The following is a 25660-nucleotide window of genomic DNA, read 5'->3' as shown; positions in this document are numbered from 1 at the left end:
TTACACTAATTTCCACGAATTGTTTTGTGAAAAAATAAATGCCACAGATTATAGGATTAAAAGGATTATAATCTTTGCGTAAAAAGTTACCACAGATTGAAGGATTAAATGGATTACGATCTTTGGCTAAAAAAAGTTTGCCACGAATTACACTAATTTCCACGAATGTTTTGCGCGTAATCTTTGAAAAAAAATTAGTGAAAATTAGTGTGATTCGTGGCAAAAAAATCTTTTTAATCTGTGCAATCTGTGGCAAAAAAAATAAAAAAAAACGCCAAACAGAAATTTCTGCTTGACGTTTTATAGTTTAGAAGTTAGAATGATTACATCATTCCTGGCATACCGCCACCCATTGGCATTCCGCCAGCGCTTTCTTCTTTAATATCAATTAATGCACATTCTGTAGTAAGGATCATTCCAGAAACAGATGCAGCATTTTCAAGTGCTACACGAGTTACTTTTTTAGGATCGATAATTCCAGCTTTAAGCATATCTACATATTCGTCAGTTTTTGCATTGTATCCAAAATCACCAGAACCTTCAGCCACTTTAGCCACAACAACAGAACCTTCAAGACCAGCGTTTTCAACGATAGTTCTTAATGGAGATTCAACAGCACGAGAAACAATCTGAATTCCAGTTGCTTCGTCAGCGTTATCTGCTTTTAAGTCAGCTAAAGCAAGTTTTGCTCTTAATAAAGCAACACCACCTCCGGCAACGATTCCTTCTTCAACAGCCGCACGAGTTGCGTGCAAAGCATCATCAACTCTGTCTTTTTTCTCTTTCATTTCAACTTCAGAAGCAGCACCAACGTAAAGAACAGCAACACCACCAGCTAATTTAGCCAAACGCTCTTGCAATTTTTCTTTATCATAATCAGATGTAGTAGTTTCCATCTGACCTTTAATTTGGTTTACTCTGTTTTTGATGATATCAGCTTCACCAGCACCGCTTACAATAGTAGTGTTGTCTTTATCGATAGAAACTCTTTTTGCAGTTCCTAACATTTCGATAGTTGTATTTTCAAGAGTATAACCTCTTTCTTCAGAAATTACAGTTCCGCCAGTCAAGATTGCGATATCTTCTAACATTGCTTTTCTTCTGTCCCCAAAACCTGGAGCTTTTACAGCAGCAATTTTAAGAGCACCTCTTAATTTGTTTACTACTAAAGTAGAAAGAGCTTCTCCATCAACATCTTCAGCAATAATCAATAATGGTTTTCCTGATTGAGCAACAGGTTCTAAAACTGGAAGTAATTCTTTTAAAGAAGATACTTTTTTGTCGTATAATAAGATGTATGGAGAGTCTAATTCAACTTCCATTTTCTCTGGATTTGTTACGAAGTAAGGAGAAAGGTATCCTCTGTCAAACTGCATTCCTTCAACAACATCCACGAAAGTATCAGTTCCTTTAGCTTCTTCAACAGTGATAACACCTTCTTTTCCTACTTTAGAAAAAGCAGTAGCGATTAATTCACCAATAACTTCATCATTGTTAGCAGAGATAGAAGCAATTTGTTTGATTTTATCAGAGTCGCTTCCAACCACTTTAGCTTGTTTTGCTAAGTCGGCAACGATAGCTTCGACAGCTTTGTCGATACCGCGTTTTAAGTCCATTGGGTTTGCACCCGCAGCAACGTTTTTAAGACCTTCTTTAACGATTGCCTGAGCTAAAACTGTAGCAGTTGTAGTTCCGTCACCCGCTAAATCATTGGTTTTTGAAGCTACTTCTTTCACCATCTGCGCACCCATATTTTCTAATGGGTCTTTTAATTCGATTTCTTTTGCAACAGAAACACCATCTTTAGTAACAGTTGGTCCACCAAATGATTTTCCGATAATTACGTTACGACCTTTTGGTCCAAGAGTTACTTTTACAGCATTTGCTAATGCATCAACACCACGTTTTAATCCGTCACGTGCTTCAATATCAAATTTTATATCTTTTGCCATTTTTTTAATTTTTGTTTAAAGTTTGATTTGTTTCAAGTTAATTAAGTTCTTAATTCTTAATACTTCTTACTTAATACAATATGTTTTTTAGATAATTGCAAGGATATCATCCTCACGCATAATTAAATAATCAGTTCCTTCTAATTTTAATTCTGTTCCTGCATATTTGCCATATAGAACAGTATCGCCAACTTTTACAGTCATAGTATGATCTTTAGATCCGTTTCCTACTGCAACTACAGTTCCTTTTTGTGGTTTTTCTTTGGCAGTATCTGGAATAAAAATACCTGAGGCAGTTTTAGTTTCAGCTGCAACAGGCTCAATAAGTACGCGGTCTGAAAGGGGTTTAATGTTTAATGCCATGATTTATATTATTAATTAAGTTATACGTTTTTTAATGTTCAATAAACTTTCAGAAATTATGCCATGCTCTGAAAACTGACATTTTTTCTTAAAAAAAATGCCAGCTTTGACAGGCTGGCATTAGATTTTATATCGAGATATAATTATTTTGCTGGTGCTGCAGGAGCAGGAGTTCCTTGAGTAGGAGCCGCTGGCGTATTTGCAGGAGCTTCTGTCTTCTCAATAATTTTAGATCCAGTATCATTTAATGATCCTGTAAAGCTTAAGCTTGAAAGTAAAATTAAAACGATCAAAATAGTAGCTAATGTCCAAGTACTTTTATCTAAAAAGTCAGTTGTTTTTTGTACACCGCCTAACATTTGTGTTCCGCTGATAGTAGAAGATAATCCTCCTCCTTTAGGGTTTTGAACCATGATTACTACGATCAATAGAAAACAAACTATTGTGATTAAAACTAAAAAAATTGAAAATGTGCTCATTACTTAATTATTGTTATTGTTATTTTGTTGTAAAATCTTTATATCCGATATGCGGTCTGCAAAGAAAGTAATTTTTTCTGGATATTTCAAAATTAATATTTCATATGCTTGAATTGCTTTTGTATATTTTTTTTGTTCCAAATATACTCTGGCTAAAGTCTCTGTCATTAAATAAGAACTCTCGTCTTTATTGATGTCAAGCTGAACTGCAGCTGTTATTGCTGTTTGTTTTATAGGAGAAATTTTTGGATTAGCTTCGATAAAACGGTCAATTATTTCTGCTTTTTTCTTTTTCTCGTCTTCCGTTTTTTCTTCTTCTGCGACAGTTCCTAATGTTTGTTCTGCTTTTTCAATCGCATTTCCTGTTAGATTTTCTTCCATTGGCGCTTCTTTGGTTCTGTCAATAGGTTCTGTTCTTGCTAATTGCAGCCATTCTTGGAAAGAATGCTTCTCTTTTGCAGAAAAATCTAATGGTTTTCCAATTTCCAGATTTTCTTCTGCAATTTTTACCGCTTCAGAGACTTCAATTTTTTCTGGTTCAGGAAGTGTTTCAGTTTCTGGAAGCGTGATTACAGCTTCCGGAATTTCAATTTTTTCTGGTTCTGTAATTGTTGCGTTATCTTCAATTGCAATTGCTAATTCTGGAGTTTCTATTTCTATCGGTTCTTCTGTTGCAACAGTTTCTTCAATAGCAATTGCTTCTTTTTGAATTTCAACAACGATTGGTTTTTCAACAGTTTTAGCTTCTTCAAAAACTACATTTTCTGCTTCTTTTATAGCATCAAATACCGATTTTTCAATTGGATCTATTCTGACAGCAGGAATTTCATCGTCTAATCTGTCTTCCAGAAAAGTGCGGCTTAGTTCCTTAATAATTGGAGTTTCTTCTATAACAGAAAGTAGGGCAGGCTCTTCAATTATTGGTTCAATTGGTGTTTCTTCGACAACAGAAACTGCAGCTGATTCTTCAATTATTGGTTCAGCCAGTTTTTCTTCGATTTTTGCTGGTTCCTCAAAAGTTACTGATGTTGCTTCTTTAATAGAATCTAAAATTGATTTTTCGATTGGATCAATTCGAACTTCGGCAAGTTTCTTTTTTTCTTCTGCCGAAACAATTTCAACATCAAAAACAGTAATATTTAAAAGTTCACTGAGTTTGCGATTATAATAGTGGCCTTGAATAGGAGTAAATTCTTCAGAAGTAATAAAATCAAATAAAACCGAACGATCTGTAGTATGCGCGGCCGTAACTTTTAATGCATAATTATACTTAAAACTGTTTTGTTTGTAAAGTCCTTTTAGTCGCAATGCGCGTGCACTTTGAAAATATGGAAATTCATTCAAAACACTTCCTAATGTTTCGGCCTGTTTTTCTGTAACGGTATCAGGTTTGTTTATTAGGTATGTATAATCGGTTACGTTCATTTTTTATTGTTTAATCGTTTTTTATTGTTTAATCGTTTATTCGTTTAACTGTTTAATCGATTAAACGATCATCCGATTAACCAATTAAACAAAAAAATTACCATTTAGCCAATGACTCATTAAAAATATCCTGCGTAATTCTTTCAAAAATAGTTTGAATTGCTGTATTTAAAACTGATCCAGTTGGAAGTTCTCCTCCTGGGAAATCATTATAGAATTCAAATACTTTTTCAAAATCATCTGTTTCTTTATTCTTGTTTGAGAATCTAACATTTACACGAATAGTCAAACGGTTTTGTGCGGCTCCTACATCACCAGTTCCTGTCACAGCTGTTGCCGTCATAGGACTTATTCTATAATCTACAATTTCACCTTCATAAACTAAATCGCCACTATTACTGACTAAGTTTAAGTTGGTTTGATTCATGATTATATCCTGTAAAGCCAGCGTAAATTGTCTGTCGATTCCAGGCTCGATTAAATCGGCATTGTTCTGGAAAAAGTTAACCTGAAATGTTTTGGCATCAACTGGTTTTGCTCCTGTAAAGTTATAAACGCCGCAACTGCTAAATGTTGTGGCTACAAAAAGAATTAAAATATATTTTAAGTATTTCATTTTTTATTTTAAGAATTGTTTCGTCAATTTAATGACACTCGGTCAAAGATATTCATTTCGGTTAAAATATTTTTGTTTTAACTTCTTTGAAAGAATTACAAATCAAATTGCTTGATTTTTCTATATAAAGTTCTTTCAGAAATACCTAGCTCATCAGCAGCTGCTTTACGTTTTCCTTTGTTTTTTTCTAATGATTTTTTGATCATTTCGATTTCTTTCTGTTCTAGACGTAAAATTTCTTCTTCTTCGATGGTTTCGGCAAACAAATAATTGTCGTCCTGCATCTGATAGTTGTCTTCTCGGCTTGCCGGAGTCATAACAGCAGTTCTTGGTTCTTCTTCAAAATCAATTTCGCTGTCATTTTCTTGATTTCCGTATATCTTCTGAATTAAATTCGGATTAATGTCTTGCACTTTTGATGAGCCATTTTTCATCAATTCCAAAGTCAGTTTTTTCAGATCGTTCAAATCGCTTTTCATATCAAAAAGGACCTTGTATAAAATGTCTCTTTCAGTACTAAAATCGCTTTCTTTTTTCTTATCGCTGATTACCGAAGGCAAATTGCTTCCTTCAGCAGGCAAATACGACTGAAGTGTTGCCAGCGTAATATCTCTGTTGGTTTCTAAAACAGATATTTGTTCGGCCACATTTCGAAGCTGACGTATATTTCCGCTCCATCTAAATTTTTGAAGAAGCTGTACAGCATCATCATCCAGTTTTAAAGGAGGCATTTTATATTTATGAGCAAAATCGGCTACAAATTTTCTGAACAATAAATGAATGTCTTCATTTCTTTCGCGTAAAGGTGGCAAAGTGATTTCAACAGTGCTTAAACGATAGTACAAATCCTCACGGAATTTTCCTTTTTCGATAGCATTGAATAAATTTACATTAGTTGCTGCAACAATTCGAACATTGGTTTTCTGAACCTGAGATGAACCTACTTTTATAAACTCGCCATTTTCTAAAACACGAAGCAAACGAACCTGCGTTGTTAAAGGCAGTTCTCCAACTTCGTCAAGGAATATTGTTCCGCCATCAGCTACTTCAAAATAACCTTCACGCGTACTTGTAGCTCCTGTAAAAGCTCCTTTTTCGTGTCCAAAAAGTTCACTGTCAATTGTTCCCTCCGGAATCGCTCCGCAGTTTACGGCAATATATTTTCCGTGCTTTCTGTGCGAAAGCGAATGAATAATTCTCGGAATATTTTCTTTACCAACACCACTTTCCCCAGTTACCATAACCGAAATATCAGTAGGAGCAACCTGAATGGCTTTTTCAATGGCACGATTTAATTTTGGATCATTTCCAATAATCTCAAATCGCTGTTTTATTGCTTGAACTGTTTCCATTTGTTTTTTTTCTTTTGCCACGAATTTCACGAATTTCACGAATTTTTTTCGAAATCGCACTATTGAATAACTCTTTTATGTTGTAATGACTTTTTATTAAAGTTAACAATAATTCCTAAATCACTATCTGCCAGTTTTAAATAATTAATTGTTTGAGCTGTATGTTCATCAATTATATCTTTCGATGCTTTCACTTCTAAAATGATTTCATCATACACAACAAAATCAGCATAGAATTTATGTGCTAGAACAATGTCTTTATATTGAATGTTATATTCCTTTTCACGTTCAAACGGAATATTGTGCTTTTTAAATTCATATTCCAGTGCATCTTTATAAACTATTTCAAGAAGTCCTCCGCCGAGTATTCTATGAATTTCCATACAAATGCCAACAATTTTAAAATACTCTTCTTTTCTATACAATTCCATAATTTACTTTTTCAAGCAAATTTATCAATTGAAGAATTAAATGAAAGAAAATTCGTGTAAATTAGTGAAATTCGTGGCGAACCAATTTTAATTCATTTCGCTCAATCCAACTGCTTCACCTTTTAAGGTTCCAGAAGTACAACTTGTGATTTTTACGTTTACGAAATCTCCAATTTTATAATTCTCTTTTGGGAAAACTACCGTTATGCTTTGAGAGTTTCTTCCAGAGAATTCTTCTTTTGATTTTTTAGAAACTTTTTCTACTAAAACTTCCACAGTTTTACCAACAAATTCTTCGCTTCTAAACCAAGCGTGTTTTTGTTGTAAATCAACAATTTCCTGTAATCTTCTGGCTTTGGTTTCTTCTTCAACATCATCTTCCATTTTTCTTCCTGCCAAAGTTCCAGGGCGTTCAGAATACGAATACATATAACCGAAATTATATTTTACATATTCCATCAAACTCATTGTATCTTGATGATCTTGTTCAGTTTCTGTTGGGAAACCGGCAATCATATCTTGCGAAATCGAAGCATCAGGAACAATTGTTCTGATTTTGTCAATCAAAGCCATATATTCTTCGCGAGAGTGCAAGCGATTCATTTCTTTCAAAATTCGGTTGCTTCCAGACTGAACCGGCAAGTGAATATGTTTGCAGATATTTGGATATTTTGCAATAACGTGCAAAATGCTTTCGTGCATATCCTGCGGATTCGAAGTTGAAAAACGAATTCTCATTTTAGGAAAACCAACCGCAACCATTTCAAGCAATTGGTCAAAATCAACTGCAGTTGCTTTTTGCATTTCAGAAGCGTTTACGAAATCTTTTTTCAAACCACCGCCATACCAAAGGTAACTGTCAACATTTTGTCCTAAAAGTGTAATTTCCTTGAAACCTTTATTCCACAAATCCTGAATTTCGTTCATAATGCTTTGCGGTTCACGGCTGCGCTCGCGTCCACGTGTAAAAGGTACAACGCAAAACGTACACATATTGTCGCATCCACGAGTGATCGAAACCAAAGCTGTGATTCCGTTGCTCATTAAACGCACAGGCGAAATATCTCCGTAGGTTTCCTCTTTTGATAAAATTACATTAATAGCATCGCGTCCTTCTTCAACTTCAGCCAATAAATTTGGAAGATCTTTATAAGCATCAGGACCAACAACAAGGTCGACTATTTTTTCTTCTTCTAAAAACTGACTTTTCAAACGTTCAGCCATACAGCCCAAAACGCCCACTTTCATTTTTGGATTTATACGTTTTACAGCGTTGTATTTTTCCAGACGTTTGCGGATCGTTTGTTCGGCTTTGTCTCGGATAGAACAAGTGTTCACTAAAACCAAATCAGCCTCTTCTAAAACCGAAGTCGTGTTATATCCTCCGTCAGACAAAATGGAAGCTACTACTTCACTGTCTGAAAAATTCATCGCACAGCCGTAACTTTCTATAAATAGTTTTTTAGTATTCTCGGGTTTATTTTCTAAAACAAGACTTTCGCCTTGTTTGCTTTCTTCAATAATCTTTTCCATTGTAAAATTTCAAAGTGCAAAGATAGGTTAATTGATGTAAATATGACAAGATGTCAGATAAAGAATTAACAAATTTAATTTTAGATTTTATATTGTTGGAGCGTAATACAAAGAGAAGTTTTTAAGGTTTGTAAGAAGAATCTAAAATCTAAAGTTTGAAATCTAAAATAATAATAAGTAGCTATTCCAGCTTTTCGCTTCAAATGAATTTCACTGAACTCCGATTAAAATAAAAATATGATGAAGTAATGGGCTAGTGCAGACGATTCTAAAAAGCACATTTCGCTAACATAATCAACTAAAAGTTACACCTATATATATAATAGGTAGGAATACAGATAAATCTGCAATTTTGAGAAACATAATATTAAAATAACTCAAAAATGCACTGATAAGGTTAATATTTAAAAAAAATAGATACTTTTGTTGCAGAAAATAAGAGCAATGGCAAAGAATTTAGTAATAGTGGAGTCACCTGCAAAGGCGAAAACGATCGAGAAATTTCTTGGAAACGATTTTCAGGTGGAGTCAAGTTATGGTCACATAGCCGACTTACCATCAAAGGAAATAGGAGTAGATGTAGAGAATGGTTTTAAACCTAAATATGAAGTTTCTCCGGATAAGAAAGCCTTGGTAAGCAAACTGAAAACACTATCTAAAAATGCCGAAATGGTTTGGTTAGCAAGCGATGAGGACCGCGAAGGAGAAGCTATTTCATGGCACTTGGCGGAAGAATTAAAATTAGATTCAAAAAAAACCAAACGAATTGTTTTTCACGAGATTACAAAATCTGCGATTCTTAAAGCAATCGATAATCCAAGAGAAATTGATTATAATTTAGTTAATGCACAACAGGCGAGAAGAGTATTAGACCGTTTAGTGGGTTACGAATTATCTCCAGTTTTATGGAGAAAAATCAAAGGCGGACTTTCAGCTGGTCGTGTACAATCTGTTTCAGTTCGTTTGATTGTTGAAAGAGAGCGTGAAATTCAAAACTTTAATGCAGTGGCAACGTATTCAATTGTTGCTGAATTTGTAAACGAAGCCGGAAAAGCTTTCAAAGCAAAACTGCCAAAAAACTTCAATACTAAAAAAGAAGCCGAAGATTTCTTAAACAAAAACATCGGTTCTAAATATAAGGTAGCTGATTTAGAAACTAAACCTACCAAAAAATCTCCAACAGCACCTTTTACAACTTCAACGCTTCAACAGGAAGCGGCCAGAAAATTGTATTTGCCGGTTGGAATCACAATGCAGTTAGCACAGCGTTTGTACGAGGCCGGACTTATTACTTATATGAGAACCGACTCTGTGAATCTTTCAAAAGATGCAATGGACGCAGCTGAAGCTGAAATCATAAAATCGTACGGAAAAGAATTCTCGAAACCGAGAACTTTTGCAAACAAAAGCAAAGGAGCACAGGAAGCACACGAAGCAATTCGTCCGACTGATATGTCTCGTCATTCTGTAAATATCGATCGTGATCAGGCTCGTTTATACGATTTGATCTGGAAAAGAACATTGGCTTCGCAAATGAGCGACGCGCAACTTGAAAGAACAAACGTAAAAATTGAAGCAGATAATCATAGCGAAATTTTTACAGCTTCTGGTGAAGTATTGCTTTTTGAAGGTTTTCTTAAAGTTTATTTAGAAGGGCATGATGATGATGAGGAAGAACAAGAAGGAATGCTTCCGGCATTAAAAGTGAATGAAAAGCTGGTTAATAACTATGTTACAGCTACAGAACGATATTCAAGACCACCGGCACGTTACACGGAGGCTTCTTTAGTTAAAAAATTAGAAGAACTTGGAATTGGACGTCCTTCTACTTATGCGCCAACTATTTCAACTATTATTAATAGAAATTATGTTGAAAAAGGAACGCTTGAAGGTCACGAACGTAACTATACACAGCTTACTTTAAGTGACAATAAGGTTGCGGAGAAAGTTTTAAAAGAAAATACGGGTTCTGATAAAGGAAAATTGGTTCCAACAGATATTGGGACAATCGTAACAGATTTCTTAGTTAAAAACTTCGGAAATATTCTTGATTACAATTTTACTGCAAAAGTAGAGCAGGATTTCGACGAAATTGCCGAAGGAAATATTGACTGGGCAAAAATGATGCAGGATTTTTACAATCAGTTTCATCCAAATGTAAAAGAAGTTGAGGCAAATGCTGAACGTGAAAGCGGTGAAAGAATTCTTGGTAAAGATGCTGACGGAAGACAAGTTTCTGTTCGTTTAGGAAAATTTGGCCCGATGGCTCAAATTGGAGAAGCAGACGATGAAGATAAAAAGTTTGCCAGTTTAATGGCGGATCAAAATATTGGAAATATCACGCTTGAAGAAGCTTTGAATTTATTTTTGCTTCCAAAAAGTTTAGGTGAATATAAAGGAGAAGAAGTTGAAGTAAGTAATGGTCGTTATGGCCCTTATGTACGTCATGGAAGTGTGTTTATTTCGTTGCCAAGAGGGGAAGACCCTTTAGGTGTTTCAAAAGAAAGAGCTCAGGAACTAATTGATGAAAAAGCATTAGCTGATGCGCCAATTGCTATTTACAAAGGAGAAGCTGTTCAAAAAGGTGTGGGGCGTTTTGGTCCGTTCATCAAATGGAATGGTCTTTTTGTGAATGTGAGCAAAAAATACAATTTCGATAATTTATCTCAGGCTGATGTTGAGGAATTGATTGAAGATAAATTACAAAAGAATATTGATAAAGTGCTTCACAATTGGGAAGAAGAAGGAATTTTAGTTGAAAAAGCGCGCTGGGGCCGATCTGTTATTACAAAAGGCAAAATCAAAATCGAATTAAGTAAAGATGTTGATGCAACAAAATTAACATTGGCTCAGGTTCAGGAAATGATTGCAGCGAAAACGCCAGCTAAAAAAACGCCGGCTAAAAAAACAACAACAGCAAAGAAAGCTCCTGCTAAAAAAGCAGCAGCTAAAAAGAAATAATTTAAGTACAATAAATGGAATTTGATTTTCTAGAACCAGTTAACGACGGAATTGTAAATTTTATCAATTCGTTGTCTTCTCAAGAATTGGGTAGTAAAATAGTATTGCATACCCATGATCAATTTCCGGATATAAGCAAAATAAATATAGCCATTATTGGTGTTTTAGAAGACAGACGAAACATTAATATGGTGAATGAAGTTAATTTGACTGCCATTCGCAAGAAGCTTTACGGTATGTTTCCAGGCAACTGGGATGCGTCTATTGCTGATCTTGGAGATATCTTGGCGGGCGACTCAGTAGATGATACTTATTTTGCGCTTAAAAAAGTTGTGGCTTCATTAATCAAGAATAAAGTCATTCCTATAGTTCTAGGAGGTTCTCAGGATTTAACCTATGCTTTGTATCGCGCTTATGATGATCTTGAGCAAATGGTAAACTTGGTTTCAGTAGATAACCGTTTTGATTTTGGTAAAGAAAATGAATCCGTTTCGGCTAATTCATATCTGACTAAAATAATTATTGACGAGCCGAATAATCTTTTCAACTATTGCAATATTGGATATCAGACCTATTATAATAGTCAGGAAGAAATTGATTTGATAGAGAAACTATTTTTTGATGCTTATCGTTTAGGCGAAATTTCAAATAATATCGCATTGGCTGAACCTGTTTTTAGAGATGCTGATTTGGTTAGTATTGATTTGAATTCTGTAAAATCTTCTGCTTCAGGAAATTTAGTTTTATTTGAGCCTAATGGTTTCAATGGAAAAGAGATTTGTTCTCTGGCAAGATATTCAGGAATTAGCGATAAAGTTTCGGCATTCGGGATCTTTAATCACAATAGTACCGTGCATGAAGCTGCTCTAATTGCTCAAATTGTTTGGTATTTCGTAGAAGGATATCATTATCGCTCAAAAGAATATCCATTTGGTAGCAGAACAAATTATTTAAAATATATTGTTCCTCTAGAAGATGAGGAGCTTATCTTTTACAAAAGTGATAAAACAGATCGTTGGTGGATCGAAATTCCGTTTGTTTCTGATGGAAGCAATAAATTGAAAAGAAATACGTTATTACCGTGTTCTTACGACGAATATTTATGCGCTTGCAACCAAGAATTGCCAGAAAGATGGTGGAAAGCACAGCGAAAAAATGCTTTGTAAAAGAAAATTTTGATGAAAATCTTAATTTTTTTAAATTTTAAAAAATTATCAAACAAATATTAGTAGGAAATAAATTATAAATTATAAAATTTAATGTCTTACGTCGATTTTTTATGCTAGTTTATCGATAAAATATTTTTTTTTTATTTTATTTAACATTATTTTTGAACGGTAAAATAAATTTCGCAACTAGTATTGTTTTTTAGATAAATAATAAATACGTTTACGAACTATAATAATGAATAGATAATCCCAAATTTATATGAAGAAGTTTATTGCATTTGCAGCAATTTTAACACTGGTAATTGGCTGTGGTAAATCAGGTGACAAAGGTGAGTTAGTTGGTGTTACAGGAGGGAAATGGCATCCTGAAAAGCCATATGGAATGACTTTGGTTCCAGGTGGATCTTTTATTATGGGTAAAGCAGATGCTGACTTAGCTAATGTAGAAGATGCTCCAACTAAAACAGTAACTGTGCGTTCATTTTATATGGATGAAACTGAGATCACAAACAGTGAATATCGTCAGTTTGTGGAGTGGGTAAAAGACTCTACAATGAGAGTTCGTTTAGCGATCTTGGCTGATGAAACTGGTCAAAAAGCTACTGGTGATGCTAAAGGAAAAAAAGGTGGCAGTATTGCTGATTATGCATTTAATGATTCTGAGCCAGATAAAATGACGGCTTACGATAAGTACATGTATGATAACTACTATAGTGTAGGAACTAAAGATGATCCTTATGCTGGTAGAAAATTAAACAAAAAAGTAAAGTTAATTAAAGATACAAAAGCTTATCCAGACGAGTATTATGCTGAAGTTATGGATTCTATGTATCTTCCAATAGAAGAGTCATACAATGGTTTAAGAACTATTGATGTAAATAAATTGAAATTCCGTTATTCTTGGATGGATATTCAGGCTGCTGCAAAAGCAAAAGTTGGAAAAAGAAAAGACTTTGTTAAAACAGAACAAGTAAGTGTTTATCCTGATACAACAGTTTGGATTAAAGATTTCGCTTATTCATATAATGAGCCAATGCACAATGATTATTTCTGGCACAAAGCTTATGGAGATTATCCTGTAGTTGGTGTTACTTGGAAACAAGCAAAAGCTTTCTGTGCTTGGAGAACTTTAAACAAAAACAGTTATATCAAATCTAAGAAAAAAGGACGTGACTTAGTTAATGCTTTCAGATTACCAACAGAGGCAGAATGGGAGTATGCTGCAAGAGGAGGTCTGGAATCTGCAACTTACCCATGGGGAGGTCCTTATACAAAAAGCGACAGAGGTTGTTTTATGGCAAACTTCAAACCAAGCAGAGGAGATTATGCTGCTGATGAAGCTTTATATACTGTTGAAGCTAAGTCTTATGAAGTAAACGGTTACGGTCTATATAATATGGCAGGAAACGTTTCAGAGTGGACGGATTCAGCTTACAACCCAAATGCATACGAGTATGTTTCTACAATGAACCCTAACGTAATTGACGGAAACAACCAAAGAAAAGTGGTTCGCGGAGGATCTTGGAAAGATGTTGCTTACTTCCTACAAGTAAGTACTCGTGATCACGAATATGCTGATTCAGCAAGAAGTTACATTGGATTCAGAACTGTACAAGATTACATGGGAACTCAAGTAACTGGAAGCAGCAAAAAGAAATAATTATATAATTAAATTCAATAACCAACAAATCTATTTTAAAACCTAAAAAAAAGTATTATGGCATTATTAAGTAAAAAAGCAATGAATTTCGCTTATGGTATGGGAGCGGCAGTAGTAATTATTGGAGCATTATTCAAAATTACTCACTTTGAGATTGGGCCATTAACAGGAACATTAATGCTTTCTGTAGGATTAGTTACAGAAGCGTTAATCTTTGCGCTTTCTGCTTTCGAACCAGTTGATGAAGAGTTAGATTGGACTCTTGTTTATCCTGAATTAGCAAACGGACAAGCTAGAAAAAAAGCGGATAAAGTTGAAACTCCAACTGATGCTCAAGGATTGCTTTCTCAAAAATTAGACTCATTATTGAAAGAGGCTAAAATTGATGGAGAATTAATGTCAAGCTTAGGAAATTCAATCAAAAACTTTGAAGGAGCTGCAAAAGCAATTTCTCCAACAGTTGATTCAATTGCAGGACAAAAGAAATATGCTGAAGAAATGTCTATGGCAGCTGCACAAATGGAATCATTAAACAGTTTATACAAAGTTCAATTAGAAAGTGCTTCAAGAAATGCACAAGCTAATAGCGAAATCGCTGACAATGCTGCTAAATTGAAAGAGCAAATGCAATCTATGACTGCTAATATTGCTTCTTTAAACAGTGTTTACGGTGGTATGCTTTCTGCAATGAGTAACAAAGGATAATTAGTTTTTAACTATTATATTAAAATTATTAATAAGAACTAATTAGAAAAAAATGGCAGGAGGAAAATTAACCCCTAGACAGAAGATGATTAACCTGATGTATCTGGTTTTCATCGCAATGTTAGCAATGAACATGTCCAAAGAAGTTTTATCTGCTTTTGGATTAATGAATGAAAAATTTGAAAATGCTAACACGTCTTCAGAACAATCAAATGCAGGTTTATTATTGTCGTTAGACCAAAAAGCGGCTGAGGCAAAAGGAGAATTCGCAGATGCAGCAGTTACTGCTCATAAAGTTGAAACTATTTCAAAAGAATTTTATGGATACATCGGTTCTTTAAAAGGTGATGTTTTAAAAGGTTTTGAAACTGATAAAGAAACAGGAAAATTACCTTACGAGTCTATGGACAAAGGTGATAATATCGACAACTGGTTTACTGGTGAAGGATACACTAAAAAAGGAAATGAAATCATTTCTAAAATTGAAAAGTATAAAGCGGACATGAAAGCTGCTTTGACGGATAAAAAGAATAAATACGGAACGATCATTGCAGAAATTGAAAAGAAATTTGATGTTTCTGATGTAAAAAACAAAGAAGGCTTAAAAGATAAATATTTAGCTTACCACTTTAAAGGTTTCCCTGCGGTTGCTTCATTAGCTAAACTTTCTGCTTGGCAAAATGACGTTCAAAAAGCGGAATCTGATGTTTACAGTGCTGCTTTAGGAAAAGCTGCGGTTGCTGCTGCTTCTTACAGTAATTACCAAGCAATTGTAGTATTAGAGAAAAATGCTTACTTCCAAGGTGAAAAAGTTACTGGTAAGGTAGTTTTAGGTCGTTATGATGAAAACACTAAGCCAACTTCTTTCCAAGGTCCTGGACAAATCGTTAACGGACAAGCTGTTATCTCATTAACTGCTGGAGGTGTTGGAGAGCAAAACATTAACGGACAATTTACTTTCTTGGAAGATGGAAAAAACATTCCGCTTAAATTCGCTGGAAAGTATGTTGTAGTTCCAAGACCAAATTCAGCTACTATTTCTGCTGATAAAATGAATGTTGTTTATAGAGGTGTTGTTAACCCAATCTCTGTATCATTCGCTGGTGTTGCTGATAATAAAGTAGTTGCTAGTGCTCCTGGATTGAGTTCAGCTGGTAAGCCTGGTAAATATAGCATGAGTCCTGGTGCAGGTACTGAAACAACAATTTCAGTTACTGGTACATTGCCAAATGGAGATAAAGTTTCAGATAAGAAAACATTCAGAATTAAAGGTATTCCTGGACCAACTGGTACAATTAGAGGTGATTATGGTGTTGTTAAAGGACCTAAATCTAATTTAGAAGTTGCTACAATTGGTGCGAAATTAATGGATTTTGATTTCGAAGTTGGTTTAGATGTTGTTGGATTTAACTTGAAAATTGCTGGACAACCTACAGTTGTTGTTACTGGTAACAAATTAAATGCACAATGTAAACAAGTACTATCAAGAGCTGGTAGAGGAGATCAGGTTACTATTTCTGAAATTAAAACTAAACTTGTTGGAGCTGGAAGCTATTTATTGCCAAGAACTGCTCCAGTAATTTTCGAAATACAATAATAAATGTAGATAAAACTACGTTCAATATCTTATAATGATATCATGATGAAAGTAAGAAATTTTTTAATAGCTATTGTTTCTATCGTTGGAGGTTTTGCTTCTCACGCGCAATCTAATTTGCTTAACGCGAAAACACCTGCTCAAATAGGACTTAAAACTCCTGCGCAACTTATCTCAGATAATGATAAGCCTTTAGCTTACGGTTATGTTGATGATAGAGATATTTTGATGGGAAAAACAACTTGGGAGATTATTGATTTGAATGAAAAAATCAATTTTCCATTGTATTTTCCTGTAGATACAGCTAACATTGGTGCTGATAGACGTTCTCTTTATGACGTTTTAACCAAAGCTATCAAAAAAGGTAAGATAACTGAAGTTTACACAGATAGTTATTTTAATACTAAAAAATCTATGAAAGACATCGAAGGATCATTATCTCGTATTGATACAACTGATGCTGGTAGAGAACTTATCAACCAAAATCCAGACGACTATAAAACACGTGTTGTGAAGAAAAAAGTGGTTACTGGAACTGGTAAAAAGAAATCAGTTAGTTACGTTGATGAAACGGTACCTCCTTCAAGAACTGTACCTGCAGAGTATGTCTTAAAGCAAGATTTAACTGCTCAGGATGTTACACAATACAAAATCAAAGGATATTGGTATTTTGACAAACGTCAAAGTGAATTAAAATATCGTTTACTTGGAATTTGTCCTGTAACTCCAGACGTTTATACAATGAACAGTGATGAAAAGGATTATATTGAGTTGTTTTGGGTTTTCTTCCCAAATTCGAGAGAGGCTTTGCATGAAGCAAAAGCATTCAACGATAACAACTCTGCATTGCCAATTTCATTCGATCAGATCTTGAATTCTAGACGTTTTAATGCAGTTGTTTACAAAGAGGAAAATCTTTATGGAGACAGAGCTATTAGCGACTACATGAAAGATAATGCTCAAAATCAGTTGTTAGAATCTGAAAGAGTAAAAGAGAAGATTCGTAACTTCGAACAAGATATGTGGAACTACTAAGTACCAATATAACATTATAAGAAAAACTCTTACTACCTTTGTAGTAAGAGTTTTTTTTTGCTTAGAACTCTTATGACGGTTAAATAAATCTTTACGATTTTATTTTGTAAGAAAAAATGCACAATATATTTAAGAATATTTCGTTTAGTTTCTTATACTATTTATTATGAAGAAAGTAAGAAATTTTTTTATCGTTATGTTTTCTGTTGCGGGAAGTTTTGTTTCTTATGCACAGTCTAATTTGCTTAACGCTAAAACTGTTCAGCAGATTGGCGTTAAGACACCTGCCCAACTTATCTCTGACAATGATAAACCTTTAGAATATGGTTATGTTGAAGACAGAGATATTTTAATGGGGAAAACTACTTGGGAGATCATTGATTTGAATGAAAAAATCAATTTTCCGCTTTATTACCCCGTAGATACTGCTAATATTGGCTCTGACAGGCGCTCTCTTTATGATGTTTTGACAAAGGCAATCAGGAGTGGTAGAATAACTGAAGTGTATACAGACAGTTATTTCAATACTAAGAAGACGATGAAAGATATTGAAGCTTCATTGTCTCGTGTTGATACTACTGATGCTGGACGGGAGCTTATTAATCAAAATCCAGATGACTATAGAGAACGTGTTGTGAAAAAAAAGGTTGTGACTGGTACCGGTAAAAAGAAATCGGTTAGTTATGTCAACGAGACAGTTGGACCATCAAGAACAGTTCCTGCTGAGTATATTCTAAAGCAAGATTTAACTGCTCAAGATGTTTCACAATATAAAATAAAAGGGTATTGGTACTTTGACAAACGTCAGAGTGAATTGAAATATCGTCTAATTGGTATTTGTCCTGTTACTCCAGACGTTTATACGATGAACAGCGATGAAAAGGATTATATAGAGTTGTTTTGGGTTTTCTTTCCAAATGCTCGAGTCGTACTTCATGAAGCAAAAGCTTTTAATGATGTGAATACTGCGGCTTCAATTTCATTTGATCAGATATTGAATTCGCGACGTTTTAATGCAATTATTTATAAGGAAGAAAATATGTACGGCGATCGTGAAATCAAAGATTATATTAAAGATAATGCACAGGGTCAATTGCTGGAATCAGAAAGAGTTAAAGAGAAGATTCGAAATTTCGAAGAGGATATGTGGAATTACTAAGTTTTCAAATTAAGTTATACAACAAACTCTTACTATCTTTGTAAGAGTTTTTTATTTTACCTATACACTGCACAATGCTTGACTATTTAATTGTCGGATCTGGATTGGCCGGAATTTCTTTCGCCGAAGTGGCTCTTAAGAACAATAAATCTATTTTGTTAATTGATAATCAATCACAGCATTCCTCTAGAGTGGCTGGCGGGTTGTATAATCCTGTAATTTTGAAACGTTTCAGTGAAGTCTGGAATGCGAAGGAGCAATTGATTTTGATGAATGATTTTTATGATCGAGTTGAAGATAAACTGCAGGAGAAATTTAATTTTCAAATGCCAATTTTGAGAAAATTTTTCTCAATAGAAGAGCAAAATAACTGGTTTGCTGCATCAGATAAAATAAATTTAGCGCCATTTTTATCTACTAAATTAATAACAAAGAAATATTCAGGTATCGATTCTCCACATGATTACGGAGAGGTATTGCATACTGGATATGTCAATACTGCTTTATTGCTAGATAAATATCAGCAGTATTTGCGTGAGAATAATTTACTTCTTGAAGAATCTTTTAACAGCAACAACATTGAGTTTTTGGATTCTGGAATTCAATATAAAAATATTCAGGCGCGCCATATCATTTTTGCCGAAGGATTTGGAATGCATAAAAATCCATTTTTTAATTATTTGCCTTTAGATGGAACAAAGGGAGAATTGTTAATTATAAAAGCACCGGATTTAAATCTGGATTTAATCGTCAATACAAGTGTTTTCATTTTGCCTATGGGAGAGAATCTATTCAAAGTAGGAGCAACTTATAATTGGCACGACAAAACTGACGCACCTACAGAAGAAGGCAAACAAGAACTTTTAGATCGAATAAAAGAAATTATTACTTGCGATTTCGAGATTGTAAGGCACTTTGGAGGAGTTCGCCCTACAGTGGCAGATAGAAGGCCTTTGCTTGGAACTCATGAAGTTCATAAATCATTGCATATTCTTAACGGACTTGGAACACGCGGCGTTATGCTGGGTCCTGCTTTGGCGCAGGCTTTATATGATCACATTGAAAATGAAATTCCTATACCTCAGGAAGCCGATATTAAGCGATTCCATAAAAGATACTTAAAAAGTCTTATTTCTGAGCAGCCTTCGGATCGTAAGAAATAAACATATTGATGTATAAATTTCTGGAAAGTCTTAAAACAAACGGAAATAAAAGGATTAAAGTAACTACTATCGAAATAAATGATTGTTCGATTGTTGTTCCAAAAAAGACAAACGAAACAATAAAGGCAGCAATTCCAACAGCTACATTCAGTCCGTAGCTCACATACATTGCACCATAAAAAAATGAAGGTTCAATTTGATATTTTAGACCGCAGTGACTGCAGTTTTCATTCATTTTTAAAACTTTTGTCAAATGAAGCGGATTCTGATCTGAATACATACTTTCTTTTTGACATCTTGGACAGCTTCCGGTGAAAATACTGTTTATTTTGGATCCTTTTTTAAACATTTTTTGTGTCGTTTTTTTAATTCTGAAATCAAAAAAAAATGATTTGCAAAAAGAACATTCTAAAAAAAGAAGTTCAATTGCAAATATAAGATTTTACTGTTGAAAAGGCTGGAAGCATCAATTAAAATGCGTCGAGTTTTTTTTCGATTTTTTCCTTTAACTTTTTTATTCATATTACTGTGACGCCAATTATGTTATAGTTCAAAAAAGTTTCTTGCGTTATTTATTTGCATAATAAAAAAGGGTTGGATTGTTAATAAGTATTTTCGGCTTTTACGGAAACCCTCATTTTACTTCATTGCCTTTTTTGTATCATTGTAGGGTTATAAATTTTTTTAAAGATTATTATTATGGCAATAAATTTGCAAAAAGGGCAAAAAATTGATATTGGCTTGTCACGAATCACTGTTGGATTAGGATGGGATCCTAATGAAGGAACAGGAAATGATTTTGATTTAGATGCTTCTGCTATAATGATAGATTCTAATCGAAAACTTTTACAGGAGGATTATTTTATTTTTTACAATAATTTATCTTCTCCAGATGGTGCTTTAGAACACACCGGCGACGATCCGACTGGAGGCAACAGTGATGGGAGTGATGATGAAGCAATTAAAGTAGATTTGAATAAAATCAACCCTGAGGTTCAGGAAGTGCTTTTTGTGGTAACTATTGAAGACTTTGAAAGAAGAAAACAGAATTTTGGCCAGGTAAGAAATTCTTATATCAGAATTGTTGATGACGCGTCAGGTCAAGAAATTGCTAAATATGAATTAGATGAAGACTTTTCAGTTGAAACTGGAGTTGAATTTGGAAGGCTTTATAAAAGAAATGACCAATGGAGATTTGAAGCTTCGGGAATTGGTTACAGAGCAGATCTTGGATTCTTCCTTGAAAAATATTATTCAGGTCAGATTATAAAATAAGCCGGATAGCTTCAAAAGGTTAGAATAAAAGATTTTAAAAATTAAAATTTGAAAATAAATTACGAAAAATACAGTCACATATCTTTTGATTTATGGCTAACATTAATAAAATCCAATCCAGAGTTCAAAAGTAAAAGAAATGCGCTATTAAGAGATTTTTTTGAAATTGATTCTGATATTGAAAAGGTGAATCAAGTTGTGCGTTATTATGATGTTTTGTGCAATAATATTAACGAAAAGACAGGATTAAATTTAGATACATTCGAAATTTATTATTTAGTTTTAGGCGCACTTGGACTTGATATAAAAGAGATCGAAACCAAGAAATTGGGTGAGTTTTATCTTGAATCTGAAATTTTGTTTATGAAGTACAAACCGGATTTGATTTTTTCTGACACAAAAAAATTGATGAAGGAAATGACCGGGGCAGATAAAACGATCAATATTTTGAGTAATACTGCTTTTATAAAGGGAAAAACCTTGAAAGAGCTTTTGGCATATTATGAACTTTCGGAATTTTTTAAGTTTCAGATTTATTCTGATGAAGTAGGTTTTTCGAAGCCAAATAAAGAAATTTTTCAGCTGGTTCATGATGAAATAAAGATTTATAAAAAAATAGAAAAAAAAGAAATATTGCATGTAGGCGATAACAAAGTTGCAGATTATAACGGAGCTGTAGATTTTGGATTTGATGCCTTCTTATTAAAAATATAAAAGTGAATAAAAGTTTTAGTTTACATAAAGTTACTGACAGTGAAAATTGCCCTTTTCAAGAGGCAGAATACAGCAGATTTAAATTTGGCGATAAATTCTATGCTGAGAAATTTGCAAAAGAACTGTTTGCTGGTTTTGTTGCGCAATATAAAGACTTGATTTTGTCTGAGCAGGAAGTTGTTATTTTGCCAAGTCCTTATCTTTCAATCCCTACCGCCTCTAATTTTTTATGTTATTATTTCAAAAAAGAACTTAACAGCTTTTTGTTTAAAAATGGCAAAAAAGCGTGCATCGAATCTAAAATTTACAGAAATCAGACTTATGTTACTGATTACGGAAATTTAGATTTTGCTGAAAGAGTTAAATTAATTTCTAATGACACTTATTATATAGACCGCAATTTTATTGCTGGGAAACTATGCATTTTTGTTGATGATATTAAAATTACTGGAAGTCACGAACATACTGTTAATCGAATTTTAGATCAGTATGACGTGAAGGGTGATTTTCTTTTTGTGTATTTCGCTGAATTAACTAACAAAGAGATCCATCCAAAAATCGAAAATTACTATAATTATTTTGCTGTTAAAAATGTTGAAGATATTGCTGCAATTATAAACAGTAATCATTTTCAGTATAATACTAGAATTGTGAAATATATTTTGAGTCTTAATGAAGAACAATTTATGTTTTTGATTGATTCTATTTCAGAAGAAAAAAGTAAAGACCTATTTCACCTGGCTATCAGCAACAATTATCATCAAATATTAGAATACAAAACAAACATAAACGTTATAAAAATAGATTAAACATGGCTATTAATTTACAAAAAGGACAACGCGAGAATATTAACGCACCTAAATTTACAATTGGTTTAGGATGGGATACAAATAACAGCACGACAGGTTCAAGTTTTGATCTTGATGCTTCAGTTTTTATTTTAGGAGATAACAAAAAAATAATATCTGATTCTCATTTCGTTTTTTACAACAATCTTAAATCACCAGATGAAGCAGTAATTCACACCGGAGATAACTTGACAGGAGACGGAGATGGTGATGACGAACAAGTTAAAATCGATTTGACTAAAATTAACGCAGCAGTTAAAGAAATCTGCATTGTGGTTACTATTCATGATGCTGTTGCCAGAAAACAAAACTTTGGACAGGTTAGAAATTCATTTATACGCATTGTAGATGACAGTAATAATACTGAAATCGTAAAATACGAATTAGAAGAAGATTTTTCTATTGAAACAGCTGTTGAATTTGGAAGAATTTACAACAAAGATGGACAATGGAAATTTGAAGCAATGGGTGTAGGAATGAAAGGTGGATTAGAAGATTATTTAAACAAATATAACTAATAGATATGGCAATTAATTTAGAAAAAGGACAGCGTATAAATCTTGAAAAAAGCAATGGTACTAAACTACAAAACATTTGTGTAGGTGTAAACTGGGGCGCCATCGAGAAAAAAGGTTTTTTTGGTACTAAAAAAGAAGCAGTAGATTTAGATGCAAGCTGCGCTGTTTATGATGAGAAAAAAAGTCATATTGATTCAGTTAACTTTAGAAAATTAATTTCAAGCGACAGAGCAATCAAACATAGCGGTGACGATTTGACTGGCGATTTAAATGGTGATGACGGACTTGATAACGAAGTAATCACACTAGATTTTTCAAACTTAAATCCATCTGCAAATTATGTGGCTTTTTTTATAAATAGTTTCAGAGGACAGGATTTTAAAGATATTCCTTTTGCTTCGATTCGTATTTATGAAGGAACCCCAACAAGAGTAAGTCAGGAATTTGCACGTTTTGATGTGGCTAATGATGCTACTTTTGCAGGCAGTGTTTCTATGGTTCTTGGTGTATTTTATAAAAGAAATGACGAATGGAAATTTAGCGCTGTAGGAACTCCAACAAGCGATAAAAAATTAGAACAAACAATTGTTACTATTCAGCAAAATCATTTATAAGATATTATTATGTCAGAAAATCAACTGGTTGCACAAGAAAATACTTCATTAATTGATAAGGACGGAAATGTAAATCTGACCACGATTTCTGAAGCAGAAATTAATAGTTTTAAGTCGATTTCGAATCAGCTGAATGAAAATGATGCGAACTCAATCATCAATTACGGTGCTGAAATTCAAAATTCGATTGCAAAACAAAGTGATACATTTTTAACAAACGTTAGAACTTATAATTCTGGCGAAGTTGGAACTTTGATTAATGAATTATTAACAGAATTAAATTATGTTGATGTCGACCAGCTTGATCAAGGACCTTTTAAAAGATTTTTATCTAGAATTCCGCTTCTGAACAAATTTGTAATTGATGTTAAGAAACTTTTTCAGCAATACGATAAAATTACTGTGAATATTGATAAAATCAGTAATAAAGTAAAAGCTGGAATGATCAATTCGGTTAAGGATAACAGCGCACTTCAAACTATGTTTGATGGCAATGTGAACCTTATCAAAGAAATGGAAAAACACATTATTGCGGGACAAATTCGATTTAAAGAATTGAACGAAGAACTGGCTGTGATGGAAGGAAATCCTGCGCAATATCAGGATTATCAAATTTCAGATAAAAGAAACTTTATCAATCGTCTAGACAAACGTTTAGCCGATATGAAAATTGTACGTTTCATCATGCTTCAGTCTTTGGCACAGATTCGTGTTGTTCAAAATAATAACACTTCAATTGCCGAAAAAGCACAGTCAATTTTGACAACTACAATGCCAGTTTGGAAAAACCAATTGACACTTGCGGTTGCTTTACAAAGACAAAAGCAAAATATTGAAGTGCAAAGAAGAGTTTCTGAAACCACAAATACGATTCTGCAGAAAAATGCCGAAATGCTGAAACAAAATAGTATCGAGGTTGCGAAAGAGAATGAAAATACGGTTGTATCGCTTGAAACTTTAAAAATGACTACAAAATCATTAATTGATACGTTGACAGAGGTAAAACAAATTCACGAACAAGGAACTGAAACAAGAAGACAGTTAGATGCCGGATTACAAAGCCTTGAAGCCGAATTAAAAAAAGGAGTTATAAGCTAATAGAATAGAATTCTTTTAAATGCAAGAGGAAGAGGAACGGTATGTTCAAATAATAAATGACAGTAACAGAAAGCTTGTGGTTTTAAAATTGTTATCCAATTTTTTTAACCACAAGGATTTTGTTGGTGTTTTAGTAAGAACAAAAGTCATTCATTCGCTTTTTCAAAAGAATAAGACTTTAGATATAAATAAGCTGGAACTGTTTCATATTCAGTTTACAAACAGTCTAATTGAATTATTTCAGAAGATTAAAAAATCGAAGGAACAACAATATCTTCTGGTTTCAGATGAAATGGATATCAATGCCGATATCATTGCAAAAATGAAGCTGGAAATTGGAGATGAAAAATTCTCAGATAGAACAAAAGGACACGCGCAATTGATGTCAAAAAAAATCGAACAATTGTATCATTCTTTTGAATCAGGTAATACTAGTTTTTTTGACTGGCATGATATTATGTCTTTCTCTGACAGGGTCAAATCAGAATATTACAGAGAAATAAGTATTGAAGAATATGATTTGCTGACAAATGTCAAAAAGAACCTGTATGAAAACAAATACGCTAAGTTTGAGAAAAAACTTCTGGGAAGATTAAATATTCTAAACTTTAAGATTAAGTTTTTATGTGGTTTAGAATGTAATAATGAAATTATTGAGGTTTACGAATTTAGAGATTCTAACGACAGATTCATTTTTGTTGGCAACGAAAAGTCTTTTTATTTCATTGATGAAGAAAAGGCAAAAGGAATCAACCTTTCTAAAAATAATTCGGCTAAAGCGGAAATTATTGCGCAGTTAGAAGAAAAGAATGCTTTGTCAGCAATAGAAATGAGTACAATAAAAACCTCACTTCCTGAAAATGTTCAAGATGTGCTGAGAGATTATTTACATAAAATTTCGTCTGTTGACTTTTTAGAAGATCTGCAAAATGTAGACGAGCAAACCAATATTTTAAGAACAATGTTGAATATTAATATTAATTAAAAAGATAA

The 25660-nt window shown here is 33.5% G+C and carries 24 protein-coding genes; 15 read left to right on the top strand and 9 right to left on the bottom strand.

Going from position 1 to position 25660, the window contains the following annotated elements; all coding sequences use genetic code 11:
- Window positions 1-323 precede the first annotated feature (323 nt).
- From groL to miaB, 8 genes are all read right to left on the bottom strand, one after another.
- Window positions 324-1952, bottom strand: coding sequence for a chaperonin GroEL (gene groL / locus EV145_RS18870; protein ID WP_133526749.1), 1629 nt, complete (start codon window positions 1950-1952; stop codon window positions 324-326).
- 87 nt (window positions 1953-2039) lie between these two features.
- Window positions 2040-2315 carry a co-chaperone GroES gene (gene groES / locus EV145_RS18865; RefSeq protein ID WP_012023920.1) on the bottom strand — a complete coding sequence of 92 codons (276 nt, stop codon included), beginning with the start codon at window positions 2313-2315 and terminating at the stop codon, window positions 2040-2042.
- Window positions 2316-2458: 143 nt separating this feature from the next.
- On the bottom strand, window positions 2459-2794 hold the full coding sequence (gene secG, locus EV145_RS18860) for a preprotein translocase subunit SecG (RefSeq protein WP_133526748.1): 336 nt from the start codon (window positions 2792-2794) through the stop codon (window positions 2459-2461).
- A gap of 3 nt (window positions 2795-2797) precedes the next feature.
- On the bottom strand, window positions 2798-4219 hold the full coding sequence (locus EV145_RS18855) for a tetratricopeptide repeat protein (RefSeq protein WP_133526747.1): 1422 nt from the start codon (window positions 4217-4219) through the stop codon (window positions 2798-2800).
- Between the two features lie 97 nt (window positions 4220-4316).
- The gene (locus tag EV145_RS18850; RefSeq protein WP_133526746.1) at window positions 4317-4835 is read right to left on the bottom strand and encodes an LptE family protein; all 519 of its coding nucleotides are present in this window, start codon (window positions 4833-4835) and stop codon (window positions 4317-4319) included.
- A gap of 95 nt (window positions 4836-4930) precedes the next feature.
- On the bottom strand, window positions 4931-6187 hold the full coding sequence (locus EV145_RS18845; protein WP_133526745.1) for a sigma-54 interaction domain-containing protein: 1257 nt from the start codon (window positions 6185-6187) through the stop codon (window positions 4931-4933).
- A gap of 59 nt (window positions 6188-6246) precedes the next feature.
- Complete coding sequence (locus tag EV145_RS18840) at window positions 6247-6618, bottom strand: GxxExxY protein (protein WP_133526744.1); 372 nt, start codon at window positions 6616-6618, stop codon at window positions 6247-6249.
- A gap of 87 nt (window positions 6619-6705) precedes the next feature.
- Complete coding sequence (gene miaB, locus EV145_RS18835) at window positions 6706-8151, bottom strand: tRNA (N6-isopentenyl adenosine(37)-C2)-methylthiotransferase MiaB (RefSeq protein WP_133526743.1); 1446 nt, start codon at window positions 8149-8151, stop codon at window positions 6706-6708.
- 444 nt (window positions 8152-8595) lie between these two features.
- On the opposite strand from miaB, the gene topA reads away from it, so the two are divergent.
- The 8 genes from topA to EV145_RS18795 all read left to right on the top strand — a co-directional run bounded on the left by topA (window position 8596) and on the right by EV145_RS18795 (window position 19600).
- A complete protein-coding gene (topA, locus tag EV145_RS18830) occupies window positions 8596-11112 on the top strand; it encodes a type I DNA topoisomerase (RefSeq protein ID WP_133526742.1) in 2517 nt (838 codons plus the stop codon).
- A gap of 14 nt (window positions 11113-11126) precedes the next feature.
- Window positions 11127-12278, top strand: a complete 1152-nt coding sequence (locus EV145_RS18825) for a formimidoylglutamase (RefSeq protein ID WP_133526741.1) — start codon at window positions 11127-11129, stop codon at window positions 12276-12278.
- 262 nt (window positions 12279-12540) lie between these two features.
- Complete coding sequence (gldK, locus tag EV145_RS18820) at window positions 12541-13941, top strand: gliding motility lipoprotein GldK (protein WP_133526740.1); 1401 nt, start codon at window positions 12541-12543, stop codon at window positions 13939-13941.
- A gap of 57 nt (window positions 13942-13998) precedes the next feature.
- Window positions 13999-14646, top strand: a complete 648-nt coding sequence (gene gldL / locus EV145_RS18815; protein WP_133526739.1) for a gliding motility protein GldL — start codon at window positions 13999-14001, stop codon at window positions 14644-14646.
- 52 nt (window positions 14647-14698) lie between these two features.
- On the top strand, window positions 14699-16243 hold the full coding sequence (gene gldM, locus EV145_RS18810; protein WP_133526738.1) for a gliding motility protein GldM: 1545 nt from the start codon (window positions 14699-14701) through the stop codon (window positions 16241-16243).
- A 45-nt stretch (window positions 16244-16288) separates the two neighbouring features.
- Window positions 16289-17278: a gliding motility protein GldN gene (gldN, locus tag EV145_RS18805; RefSeq protein WP_133526783.1), complete on the top strand. Its 990-nt coding sequence runs from the start codon at window positions 16289-16291 to the stop codon at window positions 17276-17278.
- Between the two features lie 166 nt (window positions 17279-17444).
- Window positions 17445-18437 carry a gliding motility protein GldN gene (gene gldN, locus EV145_RS18800; protein WP_133526737.1) on the top strand — a complete coding sequence of 331 codons (993 nt, stop codon included), beginning with the start codon at window positions 17445-17447 and terminating at the stop codon, window positions 18435-18437.
- A 74-nt stretch (window positions 18438-18511) separates the two neighbouring features.
- Entirely contained in the window at window positions 18512-19600 is a 1089-nt protein-coding gene (locus EV145_RS18795; protein ID WP_133526736.1) for an NAD(P)/FAD-dependent oxidoreductase, read from the top strand.
- Here EV145_RS18795 and EV145_RS18790 read toward each other — a convergent pair.
- The gene (locus EV145_RS18790; protein ID WP_133526735.1) at window positions 19566-19949 is read right to left on the bottom strand and encodes a DUF983 domain-containing protein; all 384 of its coding nucleotides are present in this window, start codon (window positions 19947-19949) and stop codon (window positions 19566-19568) included. The two genes, EV145_RS18795 and EV145_RS18790, sit on opposite strands and share 35 nt — an antisense overlap.
- Before the next feature lie 350 nt (window positions 19950-20299).
- On the opposite strand from EV145_RS18790, the gene EV145_RS18785 reads away from it, so the two are divergent.
- The 7 genes from EV145_RS18785 to EV145_RS18755 are packed head-to-tail and all read left to right on the top strand — an operon-like array spanning window position 20300 to window position 25652.
- Window positions 20300-20875: a TerD family protein gene (locus EV145_RS18785; RefSeq protein WP_133526734.1), complete on the top strand. Its 576-nt coding sequence runs from the start codon at window positions 20300-20302 to the stop codon at window positions 20873-20875.
- Between the two features lie 48 nt (window positions 20876-20923).
- Window positions 20924-21589 carry an HAD family hydrolase gene (locus EV145_RS18780; protein WP_133526733.1) on the top strand — a complete coding sequence of 222 codons (666 nt, stop codon included), beginning with the start codon at window positions 20924-20926 and terminating at the stop codon, window positions 21587-21589.
- A gap of 2 nt (window positions 21590-21591) precedes the next feature.
- The gene (locus EV145_RS18775) at window positions 21592-22398 is read left to right on the top strand and encodes a phosphoribosyltransferase family protein (RefSeq protein ID WP_133526732.1); all 807 of its coding nucleotides are present in this window, start codon (window positions 21592-21594) and stop codon (window positions 22396-22398) included.
- 2 nt (window positions 22399-22400) lie between these two features.
- A complete protein-coding gene (locus EV145_RS18770) occupies window positions 22401-22955 on the top strand; it encodes a TerD family protein (protein ID WP_133526731.1) in 555 nt (184 codons plus the stop codon).
- A 5-nt stretch (window positions 22956-22960) separates the two neighbouring features.
- Window positions 22961-23569, top strand: a complete 609-nt coding sequence (locus EV145_RS18765; protein ID WP_133526730.1) for a TerD family protein — start codon at window positions 22961-22963, stop codon at window positions 23567-23569.
- Between the two features lie 9 nt (window positions 23570-23578).
- A complete protein-coding gene (locus tag EV145_RS18760; protein ID WP_133526729.1) occupies window positions 23579-24667 on the top strand; it encodes a toxic anion resistance protein in 1089 nt (362 codons plus the stop codon).
- 19 nt (window positions 24668-24686) lie between these two features.
- Window positions 24687-25652, top strand: a complete 966-nt coding sequence (locus EV145_RS18755; RefSeq protein WP_133526728.1) for a hypothetical protein — start codon at window positions 24687-24689, stop codon at window positions 25650-25652.
- Window positions 25653-25660: the final 8 nt, after the last annotated feature.

Origin of the sequence: Flavobacterium sp. 245 (genome assembly GCF_004362055.1) — a bacterium.
Taxonomy (GTDB): Bacteria; Bacteroidota; Bacteroidia; order Flavobacteriales; family Flavobacteriaceae; genus Flavobacterium.
The sequence above is the reverse complement of the archived record's forward strand: the minus strand, read 5'-3'. Positions and strand labels throughout refer to the sequence as shown.